We start from the raw sequence: 21,869 nt of genomic DNA on the forward strand, positions 1-21,869 counted from the left end.
CTGGATGACTAACCCTGTCTCTTCACCACCATCAGGATGGGAAAGCTTCGATCGCTTTTCCTTCGGCGACAGTCCCGCTCTTGCTGATGAACTCCTTGGCCTCGTTATCCACGGGATCAAGACCGGCACATGCTGGGCCGCCTGCGACGGGCAGCAAACCCATATCGGGAAGTTGAGCGTCATCTGTGACGGCAGGGACCAGCCTCGTGTCATCACTCGCACGCTGGCTATCGAGAAACGACGCTATTGTGACGTGGACGAGGCTTTCGCGGCCAAGGAAGGCGAGGGCGACCGGAGCTTCGCCTATTGGCGGGGCGAGCATGAGCGTTATTTCCGTCGTCTGAACCAGTTCAGTGAGACGATGGAGCTATGGTGCGTGGAGTTTGCTGTCGTGTTCGTGTTTCCACACACGCACTGACCTTGCGTCTGTCACCAGTGCGGCGGCAGGGTGAACTTTCGTTGCGACTTCGCGTTGACCCCGGACAGAACTAAAAAGGGTTTCGCTATGCTAAAGCTCGCCATCTTCTTCCTGATCATCTCCCTGATTGCAGGGCTCTTCGGATTCACCGGTATCTCGGCAGCTTCGGCGGGAATCGCGAAAATCCTGTTCTTCCTCTTCATCGCCCTGTTTGTGCTTTTTCTGGTCATTGCCGTCTTTGTCGGCAAGGCCGTGACCTGAGCTCATCAGAGACGACACAACGAAAAGGGGAGAGCCGAAAGGCTCTCCCTTTTTTATTCGCTCGTAGTGCCGAGCCGAAAACGGTGCATAGGGCTTACTGCTTGGTCTTGGACAGGAATTCCGGCAGCAGCGGATTATTGGTCTGCAGCGAAGCCTTGCTGGGAAGCTGCGAGACATCCCAGCCGCCGCCGAGGGCCACAATCAGATCGACATGGGCGATAGCCTGGCTTTGATGGATGCCGAGAGCCTGAACTTCGTAATTGAGGGCATTCTGCTGGCTGGTCAGGACGGTCGTGTAAGTCTGAGTGCCGGCCATGTACTCATTGAGCGAAACACGCACGGCTTCCTGAGCTGACTTGACGGCGACATCCTGCTGAGCCAGCTGCTCTTCAAGAATACGCAGGTTCGACAGATTATCCTCAACGCCCTGCAGTGCGCTCAGCACGGTCTGACGATAGGTCGCCACCGAGGCATCGTAATCGGCCCGGGCGCTGAGCACGGCCGCGCTGCGTGCGCCGCCATTGAACAGGGTCTCGGTCGATGACGCGCCGAGTGACCAGAAGCGCGTGGCTGCCTGGATCAATGTCTGGAGTGGGTTGCCACTATACCCGTAGCTCGCACTAACCGAGATCTCCGGATAGAAGGCGGCGATATAATAGCCGATCTCGGCATTATACCCTTCCATGTTGCGTTCGGCGGCTGCGATATCGGGGCGGCGCTGCAGAAGCACCGACGGCACGGCACTGGGCGCTGTGGGCAGGGTGAGGGGAAGAGCCCCGACAGGAATGGTCAGATCAGCAGGTGCCCGACCGATCAGCACCGCTATGGCGTGTTCGTATTGTGCCCGTGTGATCCCGGCCTGGGTGGCCTGCGCCTCGGTCTGCTGCAACTGATATCGCGCCTGCCAGAGCGAACTCGGGTCCGTTACGCCGGCATCGACCTGATTTTGCACGATGCTGAGAGCCTGACGGAAATAGCCGACATTATCGAGGTAGAGCTTCTTCAGGCTGTCCTGATAACGCAGGTTGAAATACGCATTGGCCAACTGGGATTGATAAGACAGCTGCGCATTGGCGAGATCAGCCGCGCTGGCCTGAGTGGCCGTCACCTGTTGCTGGATCTGGCGACGGATGCGACCCCATACGTCGAGTGTCCAGGAAGCCGACGGCCCGGTATTCCATGTATTGACTGTGGTGGTAGACGAGTAGTTGACCACAGACCCGGAACTTGCGCTTCGTGAGCCGCTACCTTGGGCATTGCGGCTGAAACTGAACGAGCCGGAAAGCGTGGGGAAGAGCTGGGCACGAATGGAGTCGATGGTTGCCTCGGCCTTGCGATACTGCGCCTCATACTGCTTGACGTTCTGGTTGGAGATCGCGACCTGCGACTCAAGCCAGTTCAGCTGGGGATCATGATAGACCTCCCACCACGCCCCTTTCGGCGCCTCGGCCAGCTGGGGCTGGGCGACGCCCCAGCCCGCAGGTGGCTTTGGGGCTTCCTTGAACTTGGCCGAAATCACCGCATGGGGACGATGGTAATCAGGCCCCACCATGAAGCATCCTGAAAGCAGGGGCGTGCAACATGCAGCAAGGAGGGACAGGCGTCGGGCTGAGCGAGACGGGAAGAGAGTCATCCTTGGGTCTGATCCTGATGGTGCCGGCGGAAAAGCATGGAGATGGAATGGAAAAACCGTGAAATCCTGCGTCCCATCGCATCGAGCGTCAGGAAAACCGCAGGCGTGCTGTAAAGGGTGAGGGCCTGACTGACGACCAGACCGCCGAGAATGGAAATACCCAGAGGGCGGCGCAATTCCGCACCATAGCCATTGGCAATGATCAACGGAACTGCACCCAGCGCTGCGGCGAGCGAGGTCATGATGATGGGGCGAAAGCGCAGGGCGCTGGCCTGACGAATGGCTTCTTCGGGGGTGGCGCCGTCGCGCTGGGCCTGCATGGCGAAATCGATCAGCATGATGGCGTTCTTCTTGACGATGCCAATCAGCAGGATCACGCCGATCATGGCGATCAGCGAGAACTCCTCGCCGAAGATCTGGAGCGCCAGAATGGCCCCGACCCCGGCGGAAGGCAGCGTGGAGAGAATGGTAAGCGGGTGTACGAGGCTCTCATAGAGCACGCCCAGCACGATATAGACCGCGGCCAGGGCCGCGAGGATGAGCAGGGGCTCGTCATTGACCGATTTCTGGAACAGGGCGGCATTACCGGCAAAGCCACCCTGAATGTCTGAGGGCACATGCAGCTTGATCAGTGCAGCATTGATGGCCGTCACCGCATCACCCAGCGACACGCCCTGCTTGAGGTTGAACGAAATGGTGGTAGCCACCGATTGTCCCTGATGGTTCACGCTCAGGGCCGTGGTGCCCGGAATGATATGCGAGGTCAGGCTGAGCGGCACCATAGTCTCTGCGCTGGTCGCAACTGCCGAGCCCGAAGAGGCATTGCTACCGCCGGCCAGACTGTTGGCCATCTGGTTCTGGTAGTTGGAATCGGCGGTCGAGACGCTGCTTGAGGCCGTGCTGGTCGTGACAACGCGGATGCGGTTCGATGCGACGCTGCCGGAGGCCGTACCGCCCGAGGTGCTTATCCAGACCTGCTGTAGCGTGTTGGGGTCCTGCCAGAAGCGTGGCGCTGCCTCCATGATCACACGATACTGGTTGATCGGCTTGTAGATGACCGAGGCAGCACGCTGGCCATAGGCATCGAACAGAATGTTCGAGACGAGTTGTGGGGTGATCTGGAAACGCGACGACAGGTCGCGGTTGATCTTCACATCCAGCGCCGAGCCGCCTTCGCTCAGATCGGAGGAGACATCCATAAGCCCCGGGATTTTCTGGAAAGCTTCCACCACCTTGGGGGTGAGGGTGAAAAGCTCATCGGCATCGGGGCCCTGCAGGGCATACTGGTAGGAGGCATTGCCGCCACGGGCACCCGCCCTTACGGCACCGGGTGCCATGAAGAAAATCTCGGCGCCCACCATATGGCTGAACTTGCGGCCCAGGCGTTCGATGGTCTGGGTGACCGTATCGTTGCGAGCGGATTTATCCTTGAGCGAGGCAAAGAGATTGGCCTGATTGGCCTGACGACCGCCCAGAAAACCGACGATGGCGGCAACATCGCGATCTTTCGAGACGGTCCTGGCTACCTCATAGGTCTTGCCGCTCATCTGGCTGAATGACGATGATTGATCGCCGATGATATGGCCCATCATCATGCCGGTATCTTCATCCGGGAAGAAGCCCTTGGGCATCTTCACGAAAAGCGCACCTGCGATGAACAGGGTGGCTGGCAGGGTCAGAAGCATCAGCCAGCGATGGCGCAGGGACCAGTCGAGCGAGGCGACATAGCCATCGGTAACACGGGTGATCTGCCTATCGAGGAAGATGGCGATGCGTGCGCGTTGATGCCCTTCTTTTGCAGGGCGCAGCAGCAGGGCGCAGATCATGGGGGTGAGTGACAGCGACAGGATCATCGAGATCACAAGGGTGATCGAGATGGTCATGGCGAATTCGTGGAACAGTCGCCCGGCAATCCCACCCAGAAGGATGATCGGCACAAACACCGCAATAAGCGAGAGGGTGATGGAGACGACCGTAAAGGCCACTTCACCCGCGCCGATCAGCGCCGCCTTGAGTGGCGAGAGACCCTGCTCCAGATAACGCGTGATGTTCTCGAGCACCACGATGGCATCATCAACCACAAAGCCGGTGGAGATGGTGAGCGCCATGAGTGACATGTTGTCGAGCTGGTAGCCCAGCAGTTTCATGACAGCGAAGGTCGCGATGATGGAGGTGGGCACTACAATCGCCGGGACCAGAATGGCCGGGGCCGATTGCAGGAACACCAGCACGACCAGCACCACCAGCACGACGGCAAGGATGAGCGTCAGCTTGGTGTCATCCAGCGCGGCGCGAATGGTTTTGGAGCGATCAACGGCAATATGCAGGTCGATATCGGGGGGTAGGGCCGCCCGGATGAGAGGCAGGCGCGCCTTGATCTCGTCGGTGGTCTTGACCACGTTCGCCCCTGCCTGCGCAAAGACCAGCCCCACCACGGCACGCTGTCCGTTATAGACGCCGAGCGTACGCAGGTTTTCCACGCTGTCATTGACCTCGGCCACACTCGACAGGCGAACTGGGCGGGCATTGCGATAGGCGATGATCAGGTCGCGATAGGCTTGGGCCTTCTCAGCCTGGTCGTTGGTGTCCAGCGTAAAGCGATAGCCGCCCTGATCGATGAAGCCTTTGGGCGTATGGGCATTGGCCGAGGCCAGCGATGCACGCACATCCTCGAAGCTGATTCCGAATTTGTAGAGCAGGAGCGGATTGACCTCGACACGCACGGCAGGGAGGGCACCGCCACCGACTTCCACCTCGCCGACACCCTGAACCTGACTGAGCTGCTGCTGCAGAACGTTCGTGGCCTGATCGTACAGCATGGCCGGGGTCTTGGTGGGGGAGGTGAGCGCCATCACGAGGATGGGCGCGCCGTTCGGATTGGCCTTCTGATAGCTGGGGTTGGTGCGCAGCGTGGTGGGCAGGTCGGCACGGGCGGCCTGCAAGGCCGCTTCGACATCGCGCGCGGCGCCGTTGATGTCGCGTGACAGATCGAACTGCAGGATGATCCGGGCCTGATTGACCATGGATTGCGAGGTCATCTCGCTCAGCCCTGCGATTGCACCCAGATGACGCTCGAGCGGCGCTGCGATCGTGCTCGCAATCTCGGTAGGCGAGCCACCCGATTGCTGCGCCTGCACCATGATGACCGGCATGTCCACATTGGGCAGATCGGCCACGGGAAGCATGGTGTAGGCCAGCATTCCGGCAATGAGCATGGCGGCCGTCAGGAGCGAGGTCGCAACGGGCCGCAGAATGAAGGGGCGGGTGATATTCACTCGCCACCCTGTTCCGCAAGGCGCTCAGACATGGAGCGGAGCCCGAAACGACGACGCGTTGCGGCGGCGATGCGATCCATCATCAGATAGATGACCGGTGTGGTGAAGAGGGTAAGAAGCTGCGACAGCAGCAACCCGCCCACAATCGACACACCGAGCGGGCGACGCAGCTCGGACCCTACGCCATGGCCGAGCATCAGTGGCAGGGCACCGAAGAAGGCGGCCAGCGTGGTCATCAGGATCGGGCGAAAGCGCAGCAGCGCTGCACGACGGATGGCGTCGAAAGGCGCCAGCCCATCCAGTCGCTCGGCCTCGAGCGCGAAGTCGATCATCATGATGGCGTTTTTCTTCACGATGCCGATCAGCAGCACGATGCCGATGATCCCCATAACATCCAGATCCATGCCGCAAAGCGAGAGCGCCAGCAGCGCGCCGATGGCGGCAGAGGGCAGGGTGGAGAGGATGGTGATCGGATGGATGAAGCTCTCATAGAGCACGCCCAGCACGATATAGACCGCTACAAGCGCCGCAATCACCAGATAAAGCTCATTGCTCAGCGAGGAGCGGAACGCCGCCGCCGTGCCCTGGAACGCCGTCTGGAAAGCCGGAGGCAGACCGATGCTCGACGCTGCGTGGTCGATGGCATTCGTTGCTGCACCCAGCGAATAGCCCTCGGCCACGTTGAAAGACACTGTGGTTGCCGGGAACTGTCCGAAATGGGTGATCAGCAGCGGGGCGAGGCCCTTTGTGATGGTGGTTACCTGATGCAGCGGCACCAGACCTGAGGTGGGCAGACGGGTCGGGCCGGACGAGCTCTGGCCAGCCTCGCTGGAGATGCCAGGCAGGTAAAGCTGGCCGAGGCTGGCCAGGTCATGCTGAAAACGCGGCTCTGTTTCGAGGATCACGCGATACTGGTTGGACTGGGTATAGATGGTCGAGATCTGGCGCTGGCCATAGCTGTCATAAAGAAGGTTATCGATGGTCTGCGGCGTGATGGAATAGCGCGCGCCATTGGTACGATCGAGGTCGACATGCGCAACCAGCCCCTCGGCCTGCAGGTCGGAGGTGACATCGGCCAGAGCGGGTTCCTGCTGCAAGGCCGTAAGCAGCTTGGGCACCCAAGTCTTGAAGGTATCGTAATCCGGGTTCTCGAGCAGAAACTGATACTGCGTGGCGGACACCGTGGAATCCAGAGACAGATCCTGCACGGGCTGGAGGAACAGCCGCGCACCGGGTGTCGAGCTTCCCCGCTCGGCCAGACGCTTGAGGATGGCAGAAAGCCCGCTGCTGCGCTGGTCCAGCGGCTTGAGGTTGATCAGCATACGCCCGACATTGAGCGTCATGTTCTGCCCGTCGATACCGACGAAGCTCGACACGCTGGCAACGTCAGGATCTTCAAGCACGGCGGCGATAACCGCCTCCTGATGCTTCTTCATGCTGTCGAATGAGATGGCCTGCGCCATCTGGGTAATACCCTGCACCACGCCTGTGTCCTGACGGGGGAAGAACCCTTTGGGGATAATCACGGCAAGAAACACGGTCAGCACGAAGGTGCCCAGCGCCACGAGCAGGGTCGCTGTCTGGTGACGCAGCACGAAATCGAGCCAGCGCGCATAGGTGGCGATCAGGCGCTCGATGGCATTGCCAACCCGTGCGGCGACGCGCTGGAAGCGGGTGGTGGCATGCTCGTCATGGGCGCGCTCGCTCAGCAAACGGGCGCACATCATGGGCACGAGCGTGATGGAAACGATGGCCGAGATCACGATGGTGATCGCCAGCGTCATGGCAAACTCATGGAACAGGCGACCGACCACATCGCTCATGAAAAGCAGCGGGATTAGCACCGCAATCAGCGAGACCGTCAGCGAGATGATGGTAAACCCGATCTCCTGCGAGCCCTTGACGGCTGCGGTATAGCGGTCCTCACCCATCTCGATGTAGCGCGCGATGTTCTCGATCACCACGATGGCGTCATCCACCACGAAGCCCGTCGCAATGGTCAGAGCCATAAGTGAGAGATTATCGAGCGAGAAATCGAGCAGATACATTACCGCCAGCGTGCCGATAAGCGAGAGCGGTACGCTCAGGCTTGGAATGATGGTGGCGGGCACGTTGAACAGAAACACGAAGATCACGGCCACCACGAGCAGCATGGCCATGCCGAGCTCGAATTCCACATCTGCCACCGAGGCGCGAATGGTGGTGGTGCGGTCGGTGAGCGGTGTGATCTCGATACCGGGCGGCAGGGTCTTGCGCAGCTGCGGGAGGACCGCCAGCACGTTGTCGACCACTGAAATCACATTGGCACCGGGCTGGCGCTGTACGTTCAGGATCAGCGCCGGTGTCTTGTCTGACCAGGCGGCAAGCTGGTCGTTTTCGGGCCCCTGCACCACGGTGCCCACATCGCGCAGGCGGATCGGGCCGTTATCCTGATAGGCGATGATCTGGTTCATCAACTGGTCGACAGAGGAAATCTGTCCGTCGATGCGCAGCGTGGTCGAGCGGTGCGGCCCGTCAAACGTACCGGTTGGTGAGTTGATGTTGACCGTGCCGATGGTGGTGCGCACCGTGTCGATGGCGATGCCATAGGAGGTCAGCTTGGGGATGTTGATCCGAACACGTATGGCCTTGCGATTACCACCCGAGAGCGTGACAAGACCCACACCCGAAATCTGGCTGACACGCTGCTGAAGTCGCGTGTTCACATAATCCTGCACCTCGGTCAGGGGCATGGTGCGCGAGGTGATGCCCAGCGTGAGGACGGGGGTGTCAGCCGGGTTGACCTTGGCATAGATCGGCGGGGCCGGAAGGTCGGTCGGCAGAAGCGAGTTGGACTGGTTGATGGCCGCCTGCACTTCCTGCTCGGCAATATCCATCGACATGTCGAGCCCGAAGCGCAGCGTAATGACCGAAGCGCCGCCCGATGACTGCGAGGTCATCTGGTCGAGGCCGGGCATCTGTCCGAGCTGCGTTTCGAGCGGGGCCGTGACCGATGTCGCCATCACATCCGGACCCGCGCCCGGATAGAAGGTCGAGACCGTGATGGTCGGATATTCCACCTGGGGCAGGGCCGAGATCGGCAGGAAGTGATAGCCGAGCAGGCCGGTCAGCATGATCGCCAGCATCAGGAGCGATGTGGCGACCGGGCGATCGATGAAGAGACGAGAAGGATTCATGGGCGGGCTTACTGCGCGGGCTTGGCGGCAGGAGGGGGAGTGGCGCTGGTGTCGCCCTTGTTCCCGTTATCCGACGCATTGGCATTGTCAGCAGGGATGCTCACCTTGGCGCCGGGGCGCAGATGATTGGTGCCATCGGTCACCACGCGCTCGCCCAGCTTGAGCCCGGTCTTGATGACCGTCACGTCATTGCTGGCAATGCCGGTCGTGACGTTGCGGACCTCAACCGTGTTGTCGTCTTTCACAACATAGACGAACTGGCCGTCCGGGCCAGTCTGGAGCGCGTTGGACGAGAGCAGGATGACGTTATGCAGCGTGTCAACCAGCAGACGGGCATTGACGAACTGGTTCGGAAACAGGTGCTCGTCTTCATTGCTGAAGATGGCGCGCATACGCACCGTGCCTGTGGCCGTATCGATCTGGCTGTCCAGCGCCTTGACGGTGCCGGAGGCGATCTTGTTCAGGTTCGCGCTATCCCACGCATCGACAGGAAGCTGGCCCACAGCGCGCAGCCTGTCCATGACCTGCGGCAACTGATCCTGCGGCAGGGTGAAGATCACGGAGATCGGCTGCATCTGCGTGAGGATGGTCAGACCGCCTGACTGTCCCGCCGTGAAGTAATTGCCCATATCGACAGCGCGGATGCCAACACGACCATCAACAGGCGCAATGATGTGACAGTAATAGAGGTTCAGGCGGGCATTATCGACATTGGCCTGGTCGAGCTTGACGGTGCCCTCAAGCTGCTGGACCTTGTACTGCGCATCGATGGCCGTCATGGCGGCAATCGAGTTCTGCTTGATCAGCTTGTCGTAACGCCCGGCATTGATGCGGGCATCGGCCAGCTGGGCCTGATCCTGCTTCAATGTGCCAAGCTGCTGTTCCAGCGCTACCTGATAGGGGCGCGGATCGATCAGCACCAGCTCGTCACCAGCCTTGACGTGTTGCCCTTCCTTGAAGGCCACATTCATGATGTAGCCGCTTACGCGGGCCTGCACGGTCACGTTGGTGATCGGCACGACGGTACCGAGCTCCGTCAGGACCTCGGGCATGTCACCCGTCTTGACCACAGCCACGGCGACAGGTGTTGCCTCGCTGCTGCCCTGCGCGGTGGCACCGGTGCGATGGCCACCGCGACCGGCATGATGCGTGCGTGAATGAGGGCGCAGGAAGGCGACGGCAAGAAGCAGGACAATCAGACCGCCGATAATGAAAAGCAGGCGCCGCTTGCGCCGGGGTCTTGCCGGCGCGGGCGAGGCGGAAGGGTGGGGCGCAGCATGGCGCGCAGGCTGGGTCCGGTCAGGGCCCGTCTGATCAGTCATCTCTTCTCGTCTTCCATCACCCAAACCAAAGGCGGACACATGCGCCTACTGGTGTTTGAGACATACGTTATTTGAGGCCGCCGTAACATGACGTCAGCTAAATTCTAGTTCAAACACGAAACAATTCACAATATCCCACGTTACATGCGGTCGCTCGGGAAGACGGAATTTGGCGAAGATGTCGAGGAAACCGTTTTGCTCATGCGCCGTTCGTCCTAACGTCACGGATGTTTAGAGCACCGTTAAGTGAAAGGATTATGACAATGGCCGATGCAGTAGAAAAAAAGGGCGAAGGTCTGCTTGATGAAGCCAAGGGCCGTCTGAAGGACGCTGCCGGCGGTCTGACAGGCGATGCCAAGCTTCAGGCTGAAGGCAAGATCGATCAGCTTTCCGGCATGGCCCAGCAGGAATTCGCAGATCTTTACGACGATGCCGAGACCACTCTGGAAAAGGCGACTGCCTTCGTGCAGGACCGCCCGCTTATCTCACTCAGCGTCGCCATTCTGGTCGGCACCATTCTGGGCGCGATTTTCTTCGGACGCTCCAAGAAGAAGTAAGGCTTCAGGGTTCGGCCTGATGGGGGAAGGGAGATCGCAGCGATGTGGTCTCCCTTTTGTCATTTTGCGGGCAAAAATGATTCGCTCACGCATTACAGGGGTTTACAGCGCGATTCGGGTGATTCAAAAGCGATTCGCAGGACTGTGCGACTCGGGCAGTCTGTCTTGTTTCACGCTGCCAGGGATCATGTAACTGCACCATGCCGGACTACACTCTCGAACTTGCCAATGGGGCACCGGAGAAGAGGGTCGCTGGCCTGGACGAGGTGGGCCGTGGCCCGCTTGCTGGACCTGTCATCGCGGCAGCACTCATGTTTCTCGAGCCGCCCGATGCGGCGCTCTCTATGCTGATCGATGATTCAAAGAAGCTGAGCGCCCGTCGTCGCGAAGCAGCTTATGCGGCGCTGATCGATCAGCCTTCAGTCCGGATCGGGCTTGGCGCGGCATCGGTGGCTGAAATCGAGCAGATCAATATCGGCAAAGCCTGCCACCTTGCCATGCAGCGCGCCCTGACGCATCTCGGTGCCGTTCCAGACCTCGCCCTTGTGGATGGCAATCGCCTGCCTGAGCTGGGCTGCCCTGCCATCGCTGTCATTGGCGGCGACCGCAAGAGCCTTTCCATTGCCGGGGCATCGATCATCGCCAAGGTCAAGCGGGATCGCCTCATGGCTCGCCTCTCGGAACGCCATAACGCTTATGGCTGGGAGAAAAATGCGGGCTATGGCACGGCTGTCCATATGGCCGGTCTGCGCGAAGCCGGTGTCACGCCGCATCACCGACGCGATTTTGCCCCTATACGTGCCCATATTGCGGGTGCCACCCATTCGGCCGGAGCCATCTAATGCAGGATTTTCCTCTCGATCAGATCCTGTGTGGCGAGTGCATCGACACGATGCGTGGCCTGCCTGATGCCAGCATTGACTGCATCTTTGCCGATCCGCCGTATAACCTGCAGTTGCGCGGCGAACTGCGCCGCCCGGATGAAAGCGTGGTCGATGGTGTGGACGATGCTTGGGACAAATTTGCCGATTACGCGACCTACGATAATTTCACGCGTGAATGGCTGACCGAAGCCCGTCGCCTGCTGACCAAGGATGGGACGATCTGGGTAATCGGGTCCTATCACAACGTGTTCCGGCTGGGCGCGATCATGCAGGATCTGGGGTTCTGGATCCTGAACGACATCGTCTGGCGCAAGGCCAATCCTATGCCCAATTTCAGGGGGCGTCGTTTCACCAATGCCCACGAGACCCTGATCTGGGCCGCGCGCGGGCCTGAAAGCAAATATCGCTTCAATTATCAGGCAATGAAGGCGCTGAATGATGACATGCAGATGCGCAGCGACTGGTATCTGCCGCTCTGCACCGGCAATGAGCGCCTGCGCAACGCGCACGGGCTGAAGCTGCATCCGACCCAGAAGCCGGAAAGCCTGCTTCATCGCGTCCTGATTGCGTCCACCATCGTGGATGATATTGTTCTTGATCCGTTCTCGGGTAGCGGAACGACAGCGGCGATGGCAAAGCGCCTCGGGCGCCGGTTTATCGGTATCGAGCGGCACCCCGACTATATCGAGGCGGCACGCGCCCGTGTCGAAGCCGAGGTGCGTCTTTCCGACGAGCAACTGGCGATCACCCCGGCCAAGCGCGAGATGCCGCGCGTGCCGTTTGGCAGTTTTGTCGAGCAGGGAGCCTTGCCCGCCGGGACCGAACTCTTCGACCGCCAGCGTCGTATCAGCGCGATTGTCATGCCCGATGGTAGCCTCGTTTCCGGCTCGCATCGCGGCTCCATTCACAAGATGGGCGCCTTGCTGACCAACGCCCCATCCTGCAACGGCTGGACGTTCTGGTATTTTGAACGTCAGGGCGAGGTGCTTCAGATTGATATCCTGCGCACCGAAATGGCGCAGACGCCCCTGCGTAACGTCGGCTAGGTCCGCCCGTCCTGCTGGACGGCTCGGCGTCCATGGGGTCTGATTTGTAAAGTCGGGCAAGTTCACGCTGCCCGGCACGCCGCTTGTGCTGATGGCATTGCGGCACGTCAAAGGGCTTGGGAAGGTGTCGCACCCTGATTGTGCAGACAGAACCGGCATCAGGCCGGTGCAAGCCAGCGCTTGTGTATTCGTTGATTTTATTGACAAATTATGTCGCGTTACTGTGACTTTGCATCTGTAACATGCTGACGCGTTTATAGATCAGGCTCGCGGGCAAGCGTCTTTGGAGCGCAATGCCGATCTATCAGGGAGGGTGTGCGCGTTTTCCGTCCTGCGAGTATCCGCTGAAGATGATGAGGCTGATATCGATCATGGATACGACGACATCCCGCGCAAACATTCCGGGCACTGACACGGGCAAACGGTCGAGAGAGAGTAGGCCATTGTGGCTCGACCCGACGCTGGACCCCGATACGCGCGCCCGTGCGGCCACCGAAGCCATGAGCCATGCGCAGAAGATGTCATGGATGGCCGGCCCGATGGCAATCCCGATTGGCGATGAGAGCATACCCGACGGCGCTATCGGTTCTGCCGGCTATTTTCCGGCGATGCCAGATCTGGGTATTCCGGCTCAGCAGCAGAGCGATGCAAGCCTGGGCATAGGCAATCTCAATAATGTCCGCCCCAATGACAACGCCACGGCGCTGCCATCGTCCCTTATGCTCGGTGCCTCTTTTGACCCTGAGCTTGCCCGCGAGACGGGCCGCGTGGTTGGGTGCGAAGGACGCGCGAAGGGGTTCAATGTCGTGCTCGGTGGGGGTGCCAATCTTGTGCGCGAACCACGCGGAGGGCGCATTTTCGAATATATATCTCAAGATCCCCTGCTGACCGGTCAGATCGCTGGTGCGTCCATTGAGGGAATCCAGTCACAGAAGGTGGTCTCGACCATCAAGCATTATGCGATCAACCCCGAGGAAACCGGTCGGGTGATGATCAGCTCGGATATCGATGAGGCAGCCCTGCGGGAGAGCGACCTTCTGGCGTTCGAGATTGCCATCGAGATCGGCAGCCCGGGTGCCGTCATGCCTGGCTATAATCTCGTCAACGGCCATTGGGCGTCAGAAAATACCTTTTTGCTCAGCGAGGTGCTCCGTCGGGACTGGGGCTATCGTGGCTGGGTCATGTCGGACTGGGGAGCCACCCACACAACGGTCAAGGCCATTACGGCAGGGCTCGATGTGCAGTCCGGCGCCAATATCGACCCCAAGCCGTACTTTGGTGCGCTGCTGGACGAGGCAATAGCCGCTGGTGAGGTGCCGCGGGCGCGTCTTGATCAGTCGATTCAGAGACAGCTGCGCAGTCTCTTCGCCGTGGGAGCCATTGACGATCCTGCCGAGCCGGGTGGGAGCATTGATTTTGAGGCGCATAAGCGGATCGCTCAGCGTGCCGCCGAGGGCGGTATTGTCCTGCTGCGTAATGAAAACACCCTATTGCCGCTCAAGGCGGCGGCTCAGAATATTCTGCTGATCGGTGCCCGCGCTGATCAGGGTGTTCTTTCAGGAGGTGGTTCGTCCTCGGTCACGCCCAAGGGCAGCCTGAAGATGGAGGGCGCGACTTTTGCCGGTGTACCGCTGGAAAAAGTCTATCATCCTTCCTCTCCCATGCGGGCCATCGCCGCTGCAGCGCCGCAGGCGCATCTGGGTTATGATGACGGTCAGGATATCGACCGTGCTGCCGGTCTGGCAGCGGCAGCGGATATCGTGGTCATTTTCGCGGAGCTGTGGCGCACCGAAGGGCAGGATGTGCAGGGGCTTTCGTTGCCCGGTGAGCAGGAACGCCTGATCGAGCGTGTGGCGGCGGCCAATGCCAACACGGTCGTGGTGCTTGAAACCGGCGGCCCGGTTCTCATGCCCTGGCGTGACAAGGTGCCTGCTATCCTGCATGCATTCTACGCTGGGTCTGGCGGGGGAGAGGCAATGGCGTCCATCCTGTTCGGGCGCGTCAATCCTTCAGGACGTCTGCCCTTCACCATTCCCCTGAGTGAGAGCGATCTGCCACGCCCCGGACAGATCGATCCGCAGACGGTCATCTCCAATCCCGGCGAGCCCGTCGACAAACCCGTTGTGCATCGCGACTACGCGATTGAGGGTGCCGATACAGGATATCGCTGGTTCTCACGGACCGGGAAGTCCGTCGCATATCCGTTTGGGTTCGGCCTGAGCTATACGCATTTCGACCATGGTGATGTGACGATCGACCCGCAGGCACTCGTGGCGCGGTTGCCCGTCACCAATACCGGGCCGGTTTCCGGGGCAGAAGTCGTGCAGATCTATGCCACCCTCGAAGGTGATTTCTCGTTCCAGCCCCGCCTTGTGGGATTTGCCAAGATCATGCTCGCGCCGGGCGAGACGGAGGAAGTGCAGGTGCCGCTGGAGCCGCGTTTGCTGGCGCGGGTCGAGGGAGAAAACTGGGTGCGCAAGGCGGGGCGCTATCGTTTCGATCTGCGTCGTGACGCGGTGACGCCTATTACCGGACAAAGCCTGGCGCTCGATGAATGGGTCCGTCCCTTGCGTCATGAAGCGGCGATCGATTGATGCTCAGGCGCGAGTGAGGGTGGGAGCCGGATGAGACATCCGGCTTCGTCTCTCTGCTGACATGAGGGCGGTCGCAAAAAAAGCGTATCGGGAGACCGATACGCTTTTTGCAGTTCGTGCGCCCGACCAGAGGATCGTCTGGTGCAGAGGCTCGTCGAGGCGGGGGCAGGAAGCGATCAGCGACCGCCGAAGCCGAGGAACCCGATATCCGGCTGGGCCTGGCCTCCGGAAACATCGAAACGCGGCTTGGTGGATGCGGCCACGGCCGAAGTCCCCTTGCGACCCTTGCCCTTGATGGTCAGGTGCCCGTTCCCCTTGGCATCGGTTTCGATCTGCGAGTGGGTCGTTTCTGCAGCGAATCGGCTGTCATCGCCATAGGTCCGCATCGACAGCAGCAGGAACATGATATCCTTGCGGTTGAGGTCGATCGCCATGTCCAGCGGTGTCTGGAAAAGGACGTTCTTGGCATTCATGTCCGCACCGCGGTTGAGAGCCTCCTTCGCCGCATTGAGCGAGCCACGGTTGATGGCATCGAACAGGGCGTCGGTCGGGTTCAGGTCCACATTGGCGTGGCCCGCATCGGATTCCTGAGAGTCAGCGCCAGGCAGGGCGGAAGGCGGCGCTGCCGCCTTGGCGGCCCGACGGGCTTCAGCCTTCTTCTGCGCCTCTTCGGCCTCCTGTTCCGCTTCCGCATCATCTGCAGACTGCGCATGCGCAGCATGCCAGGGAACGAAGAGGACTGGCGTTGCCGCAAGGGCAGCCGTCAGCATCAGGGGAAAGAATCGTGGGACATTCATGTGAAGTCTCGAGTGGCGCATGGGTTGACTATAAATGATCGTTAACAAGCTGGCGACTCCCTATCAGCGGCGAAGCCGCCCTTCGCGCCACCAGCCCAGGAAGAGAAGCGCCAGAACCCCGCACAGCGCGAGCCAGGACGGGACAATCTCTGTCAGGCGGCTCGACGAGGCAACAGGCACCATCTGACGTGGAAAACCGATCCACCCCGCGCCAGACATGGCTGTACCGCGGCCAGCATCGGCAATTTGCCTGATCGCAGGGGTGGCGGTATCAGGGCCAAGCCAGAGGACAGCGCCATGTGACTGTTTCGCCAGAGGCGAGAGGCGCAGGGCAGTGGCGCGCAGATCGGCATCCTCGATCGGGTTGCGGCTGGCCTGCGCCGCAAAGGCGGTGAGACCATCCTGCCGGATGGTCCAGAGCCCATCCCGACCCGTGACGGGATAACGGGCCTCGAATACGCCATTGCCCGACGGCTTGAGCATCAGGGGGGAGGTGCGCCCATCGGGTGCCGTGATCATGGCAGGTCCCGACAGACGCTCGCTGTCACTGTGACGCTCGACGTGCAGGCTGTCCTCGCTAATTGTCGCACGCAACTGGTTCTCTTCCAGGTCCGGCTCCTTCATGAGCCAGTGCGACAGACGCTTGAGCAATTCGGCCTGCGGGCCGCCGCCGCCCTCACCGCGTGACCAGAGCCAGAGCTGATCGGAAAGCAGCAGCGCAACGCGCCCTTTCTGTACCGTATCGAGCACCAGAAGTGGCTGCTGCTCCGGCCCGGTCAGCAGGGGGGTGCCCTTGATGCGGTCGGAGGCCAGCGCCCGATACCAGGGTCCCCAATTGGTCGGCAGCCCTGCCGTCACCGGATGACGCTTGCCCGATGGCGTAAGCTGCGGAACGAAACGCTCCCTGATCACACCATCGCCAGGCACATGGGCAGGCAGGATATCGGCAAGAGGCGTGTCCTGAAGTGTGCCGTCCTCGGTGAATTCCGGTCCGGCAGTCAGCAGTAATCCCCCCCCTTCGCGCACGTAATCCGCAATATTGGCGAGATAATCCTGTGGCAGGATCCCGGCATTGTGGAACCCGTCCAGAATGATCAGGTCGAACTGCTTGATGCGGTCCTGAAACAGCTCCTTGATCGGAAACGGAATCAGGGCGAGATCGGAAAGCGGGGTGCCGTCATCCTTGTCGGGCGGACGCAGAATGGTGAAATGCACCAGATCGACCGAGGGATCGGCCTTCAGCAGCCTGCGCCAGACGCGCTCACCCTGATTGGGTGTCCCCGAGACCAGAAGCACCTTCAGCCTGTCGCGCACGCCATTGATGCGCACGATGGTGCTGTTGTTGCGTGTACTGACCTCCCCGGCCAGTGGCGAGGCATCGAGGGTGACCAGTGTCTCGCCGGGGTGCCGCACGGCCACGGCGATATCGATGGGCTCGCCTGACAGGGCGTCGATGTGGCGGGGCGGCTCATCGCCCTGATTCACGGTGAGGGTGACAGGCTGCCTGCCCGTGACACCGAGGTCATCCACAACGACGCGCAGCTGTGCTTCCTTGCCGACAAGGGCATAGGGGGGGGACTGCAATACGCGCAGGCGCCGATCCGTTTCCTCGCCCTTGCCCGTGAGCAGGACATGGAGCGGGAGGGTCTTGCCATCGCGCGTGAAAAGCGGAGGCAGTGCTGACGGGATGTCATGCACCATGCCATCAGTGACCATGATGGCACCGCTGAACCGTCCCGGCGGCAGATCGGCCTGGGCGATGGCATCGAACAGGCGTGTGCCATGGCCTGAACCGCCCGCAACATCGACAACATGCAACGTCAGGCCGGGAATGTCGTGGGCTGCCTGTTGCAGTGTGCGGGCGGCCTTGTCCGCGCTGTCAATGCGGCCACGAAGGGCCATGGACGGCGAATGATCCACCACCAGCAGCACATCCTGCGGGGCTGCCTCGAAAAATGGCCGGCTCAGCCGTGGGCCGCTGAGCCAGAACAGCACAAGGAGAAGCGCAAGCAGGCGTGGCACACTGCCCGGTGCGCCACGAAAAAGCGCATAGGCGCCGACCACCACAACCAGCGCGGCAGAGCCTGTCAGCAGCCAGAAAGGCAGGAGCGGCATGAAGGTGAGATGGATCATTGCTCCATCCTCTTCAGGAGTTCGGGCACGCGCATCTGGTCGGCCTTGTAATTGCCGGTCAGGGCATAGAGCAGCAGATTGACGCCAAAGCGATAGGCCTGTGTACGCTGCTCGTCACCACCGGGGATCACGGCGTAGGGGGTGTTGCCCTGGGCATCCATCGCCCAGGCATGAGCCCAGTCACCGGCACCGATAATGATGGGGCTGACATCGTCATTGCTGTCATCGCCGCTGCGGGCCACCCAAACAGGCAGGCCCTGAACACGGCCGGGGAAATCGTGCAGCAGGTAAAAGCTGTGGGCAAGAACGTGATGATCATCGAGCTTTGACAGTGGGGGTACCACAAGACCTGCCGTGGCGCGCCGCAGGGCCGAGCGCATCTGCCCTTCATCCTGCGTGGAAAGATCGGAGCCCGTGCCCTGTGTGTCGAGCATGAGAATACCGCCATGCGCCATGAAGCTGTTGAGGGCCGCCGAGCGTCTGGAATCTTCCTGCACATCGTCGGTGATGGGCCAGTAGATCAGGGGATAATAGGCAAGATCATCCTTGCCGGGGACCAGCCCGTCCGGATGGCCCATCACGGCGGAGGAGCGATCGGACGCGTAGTTGGACAGGCCTTGCAGACCCTCACGGGAGGCCTCGTCGATATCGTCATGACCCGTCAGTACATAGCCAAGCCGTGTTTCAAGCGCGGCACCGGGAACGACACCGTGGGTCACCCCGGCATGTTTCGGGCTCTCGTCATCTTCCTGCGCGGTCGCCGGACAGGCAGACACAGCGCCGAGCAGGATCAGGGCTGACAGGGTAAGTCCTGCGCCTTTCGCGCCAGTGCGGTTTCTGCTTCCGGCATGGCCCTGGCCCTGGCCCTGGCCCTGACCCTGACCCTGACCCTGGCCCTGGCGGCCACCCAACAGCCCACGCAGCCACAATGCCACAAGGCAGTCGGCCAACAGCATCACCAGAGCCATGCCCAGAAGCCACGGCGCAAGAGGCCGGTCGGGCGAAACATGGTCGGGGGTGAGGCTGCGCCCCATCAGAGGCGCTGCAGCGATCGGGGGCAGATGATCGCCCAGATTGAAGGCCCGGCGCGACAGATGCGGACCATAATAACCCGGCGGGTGCTGGGCGTCGGGACGCGTCGTGGCGAGCGTGCCCACATCGAGAGGGCGGGCAGCTTCGGGGGGGGGAACAAGCTGGCCATTGGCATCGAGCATGGTGAACGGAACAAGCTGGCGCAGGGCGATCTCGTTCTGCTGGCCGAGCGAGCGCTCCACCAGACGTTCGAGCATGGCAGGAAACAGACCGGAAAGCGGCAGGCTCGACCAGTCTGCGGTGCCGGTAACATGGAAAAGGACCAGTTCTCCCTGTCCGAACGGACTGGCCGTCACCAGAGGCGTGCCGTCACTCAGTCGGGCCCAGACATGCGCACCGAGATCGGCGGTGGGCTCAGCCAGAACCTGTCGCGTCACTGTCACCTCATGCGGCAGGGGCAAACCCTCGAAGGGGGAATGTTCGGCAAAGGCGGCAAGGACCTGTGGCTTGCCCCATGACATCGGGCCACCAAGCTGGCGCATGCCGCTCATGAGCGCCACCGGCAGCAGGGTACGCGCCATGTCATGTGCACTGGCCTGCGTATCGGCCGCCAGAACGGGCCCGGCGAAACGGATCAGCACCCCACCGTGACGCACCCATTCCGCCACATGCTGGCGTGTCTGCTCATCGGCAAGAGTGCCATCTGTCGCGATCAGTACCGAGAGCTTCCCTCGTAGCAGGTCATCAGCAGCGCCACGGTGCAATTCACCTACCTGACTGATGGCCTGAGACAGAAAGAAACCCTGTCCCGTCAGCGGGGTATCCTGCGTGCCAGGAGTGAGCAGACCGACCGGATGCCGGTGCTCACCAGCATCGAGCAGGGCAATGGCGGCGGGACCGGGAAGAGGGGTGGCATCGCGTTCGAGCACGAAGCGGGCGGCGCGATTACGCAAAAGCGGGGGCAGCGGCAAGTCCAGCGGTGTGGTCTGACCGGTGGGCAGCGGAAAAATACCGAGCGTGCCACCATTCTCCGACCGTGCCCTGATTTGCAGTCCGCCCGATGCTGTGGCGGGGCAGGGCAACCCGCTTGTGGTCGCGGTGAAATTATTATCGGCAGCGCGATGAACGCTCAGCATCATCGTGTCGCAGCCAGGCCAGCGCATGTCACTCACCGTGCCGTTGAAGCTGGCGAGCGCCTTAGCAAGGCTCGTATCGCTGCCTGTCGCTACGCCATCCGAGATGAAGACGAGATCGGACTGTGTCAGCGCGGCGCTGTGGCTCAGGGTATCGATCTGGCTGGCCGTATGGACGCGATCCGTGGGCCATGAATGGGGGGCAAGGGCAAGAAGACGCTCTTCGAAACGCGGGCGATCGTGTGTGGTGAAGGGAGCAGGGGACGTCCCATCGGGGTCAGGGGCAGTCAGAACCAGCGTGACGGCGTGTCCTGCGCGAAAGCTGCGCTCGGCCAGACTGCGCGCTGCGCGGACGCGCTCCTGCCAGTGCGGCACGGCGGCCCAGCCATTATCGAGCACCAGAACCAGATCATGCCCGCCGCCCGCGCTGATTTCGCGCCCAAGCCAGACGGGCTGCGCCAGACCGAGGATAAGCAGCGCAACAGCGAGCAGACGCAGCAGGAGCAGCCAGAGCGGTGAGCGCGCCGTATCGGTGTTTCTGGCTTGCAGGCGGCGCAGGATCTGGAGCGAGGGATAAGCCAGATCCTTCGGCGGCGGTGGGGTCGCCTTCACCAACCAGTAAAGCAGGGGCAGAGCGATCAGCCCCGCCAGGGCAAGGGGGGTCAGAAAGATCATGGACGCAGGCTTCCCCCGCCCGTATGGCCCCCGCTCAACCTCGCATGCAGGGCCAGAAGGGCGGGCATGAGCGGCTGGTCCGTATGATGAAGGGTAAAGCCGGCGCGATGCGCCTCTGCCAGGGTCGCCAGCTGATCGAGATGGGTCTGCATGGCACGTTCATAGGGCTCCGCCAGAGTTTCGACTGCTGGCAGGACAAGCTTTCCCTCATCCTCAAGGCTGTCAAAGCTGATCCGTCCCGCATAAGGCAGGCTACGCTCGGCGGGGTCGAGGATGCAGAGAAGCTCCGTACGGGCTGGTCGGGCTGCGATATCGCGCAGGATCCGGTCCAAGGTTTCGGGGGGCATCAGAAAATCACTGACCAGAACGAGCTGTCCGTAGGCGCGCAGCGTGTCGAGCTGGGGCAGGGGCGTCGAGGCGGCAAACGCCAGATTCTGCCCGAGGCGGGAGAGGGAGTGAGGCCCACTGACGGAGCGTCCCTGCTCTGGCCCATTGAGCAGCGTCACGCGCTCGCCACCATGCAGCGCGGCGGAGGCCAGCGCCAGAGTGGCAAGCTGGGCCTGCGTGGTCTTGAGCGGCAATTCGGGGCGTGAGCGCCAGTTCATCGAGGGCGAGGGGTCGCACCAGAGGGAGAGGATCTGTGCCCCTTCGGCCTCACGCTCACGGACCCAGAGCTGGTCGCTGCGGGCGGACTGACGCCAGTCGATACGATGCGCCGGTTCATGGTCATGGGCGGGGCGGTATTGCCAGAAATCCTCACCTGCGCCAGCGCGGTGCTGATGATGCACGCCGGCACGCAACTGCCGCCCGATGCGCTCTGCCTCGATGACCAGGGACGGGAGGAGGGCTTCCGCCTCCGGGTATGACCCGGCCTGCGCAGCGGGAGATGGCTTTGCCTCGCTACGCCGCCATTTGCCGAAAAAACCGCTCACG

The 21,869-nt window shown here is 61.5% G+C and carries 14 protein-coding genes; 6 read left to right on the forward strand and 8 right to left on the reverse strand.

All coding sequences use genetic code 11. The features are described 5' to 3' along the window. The first annotated feature begins 4 nt into the window (after positions 1–4). Complete coding sequence (locus ED655_RS04750; protein ID WP_122049171.1) at positions 5–418, forward strand: ASCH domain-containing protein; 414 nt, start codon at positions 5–7, stop codon at positions 416–418. 87 nt (positions 419–505) lie between these two features. After that, positions 506–679 (forward strand): DUF1328 domain-containing protein, encoded by a 174-nt coding sequence (locus ED655_RS04755; RefSeq protein WP_023978976.1) that lies wholly within the window; start codon positions 506–508, stop codon positions 677–679. A 94-nt stretch (positions 680–773) separates the two neighbouring features. On the opposite strand, the gene ED655_RS04760 is transcribed toward ED655_RS04755, so the two are convergent. The 4 genes from ED655_RS04760 to ED655_RS04775 are packed head-to-tail and all read right to left on the reverse strand — an operon-like array spanning position 774 to position 10,085. Further along, positions 774–2,312 (reverse strand): efflux transporter outer membrane subunit, encoded by a 1,539-nt coding sequence (locus tag ED655_RS04760; protein ID WP_122049172.1) that lies wholly within the window; start codon positions 2,310–2,312, stop codon positions 774–776. Next, positions 2,309–5,587, reverse strand: a complete 3,279-nt coding sequence (locus tag ED655_RS04765; RefSeq protein WP_122049173.1) for an efflux RND transporter permease subunit — start codon at positions 5,585–5,587, stop codon at positions 2,309–2,311. The genes ED655_RS04760 and ED655_RS04765 overlap by 4 nt, the downstream gene beginning before the upstream one ends. Further along, on the reverse strand, positions 5,584–8,763 hold the full coding sequence (locus tag ED655_RS04770) for an efflux RND transporter permease subunit (protein ID WP_023978973.1): 3,180 nt from the start codon (positions 8,761–8,763) through the stop codon (positions 5,584–5,586). Before ED655_RS04770 ends, ED655_RS04765 begins: the two co-directional genes overlap by 4 nt. A gap of 8 nt (positions 8,764–8,771) precedes the next feature. After that, positions 8,772–10,085 carry an efflux RND transporter periplasmic adaptor subunit gene (locus ED655_RS04775; protein WP_122049174.1) on the reverse strand — a complete coding sequence of 438 codons (1,314 nt, stop codon included), beginning with the start codon at positions 10,083–10,085 and terminating at the stop codon, positions 8,772–8,774. Positions 10,086–10,348: 263 nt separating this feature from the next. On the opposite strand from ED655_RS04775, the gene ED655_RS04780 reads away from it, so the two are divergent. The 4 genes from ED655_RS04780 to ED655_RS04795 all read left to right on the forward strand — a co-directional run bounded on the left by ED655_RS04780 (position 10,349) and on the right by ED655_RS04795 (position 15,166). After that, on the forward strand, positions 10,349–10,642 hold the full coding sequence (locus ED655_RS04780) for a CsbD family protein (RefSeq protein WP_062164129.1): 294 nt from the start codon (positions 10,349–10,351) through the stop codon (positions 10,640–10,642). 200 nt (positions 10,643–10,842) lie between these two features. Next, on the forward strand, positions 10,843–11,484 hold the full coding sequence (locus ED655_RS04785) for a ribonuclease HII (RefSeq protein WP_122049175.1): 642 nt from the start codon (positions 10,843–10,845) through the stop codon (positions 11,482–11,484). Then, positions 11,484–12,572: a site-specific DNA-methyltransferase gene (locus ED655_RS04790; RefSeq protein WP_122049176.1), complete on the forward strand. Its 1,089-nt coding sequence runs from the start codon at positions 11,484–11,486 to the stop codon at positions 12,570–12,572. The genes ED655_RS04785 and ED655_RS04790 overlap by 1 nt, the downstream gene beginning before the upstream one ends. A 371-nt stretch (positions 12,573–12,943) precedes the next feature. Then, entirely contained in the window at positions 12,944–15,166 is a 2,223-nt protein-coding gene (locus ED655_RS04795; RefSeq protein WP_205835985.1) for a beta-glucosidase, read from the forward strand. A 176-nt stretch (positions 15,167–15,342) separates the two neighbouring features. Here the strand turns inward: ED655_RS04795 and ED655_RS04800 are convergent, their stop codons facing one another. The 4 genes from ED655_RS04800 to ED655_RS04815 form a co-directional block, all read right to left on the reverse strand. Next, on the reverse strand, positions 15,343–15,936 hold the full coding sequence (locus ED655_RS04800; protein ID WP_369794245.1) for an ankyrin repeat domain-containing protein: 594 nt from the start codon (positions 15,934–15,936) through the stop codon (positions 15,343–15,345). A gap of 90 nt (positions 15,937–16,026) precedes the next feature. After that, positions 16,027–18,096: a glutamine amidotransferase gene (locus ED655_RS04805; protein WP_122049177.1), complete on the reverse strand. Its 2,070-nt coding sequence runs from the start codon at positions 18,094–18,096 to the stop codon at positions 16,027–16,029. After that, on the reverse strand, positions 18,093–20,936 hold the full coding sequence (locus tag ED655_RS04810; RefSeq protein ID WP_122049178.1) for a DUF4159 domain-containing protein: 2,844 nt from the start codon (positions 20,934–20,936) through the stop codon (positions 18,093–18,095). Before ED655_RS04810 ends, ED655_RS04805 begins: the two co-directional genes overlap by 4 nt. Beyond that, entirely contained in the window at positions 20,933–21,868 is a 936-nt protein-coding gene (locus tag ED655_RS04815) for a DUF58 domain-containing protein (RefSeq protein ID WP_122049179.1), read from the reverse strand. The genes ED655_RS04810 and ED655_RS04815 overlap by 4 nt, the downstream gene beginning before the upstream one ends. Position 21,869 lies beyond the last annotated feature (1 nt).

The sequence above is a fragment of the Asaia bogorensis genome, from assembly GCF_900465345.1.
Lineage (GTDB): Bacteria > Pseudomonadota > Alphaproteobacteria > Acetobacterales > Acetobacteraceae > Asaia > Asaia bogorensis_A.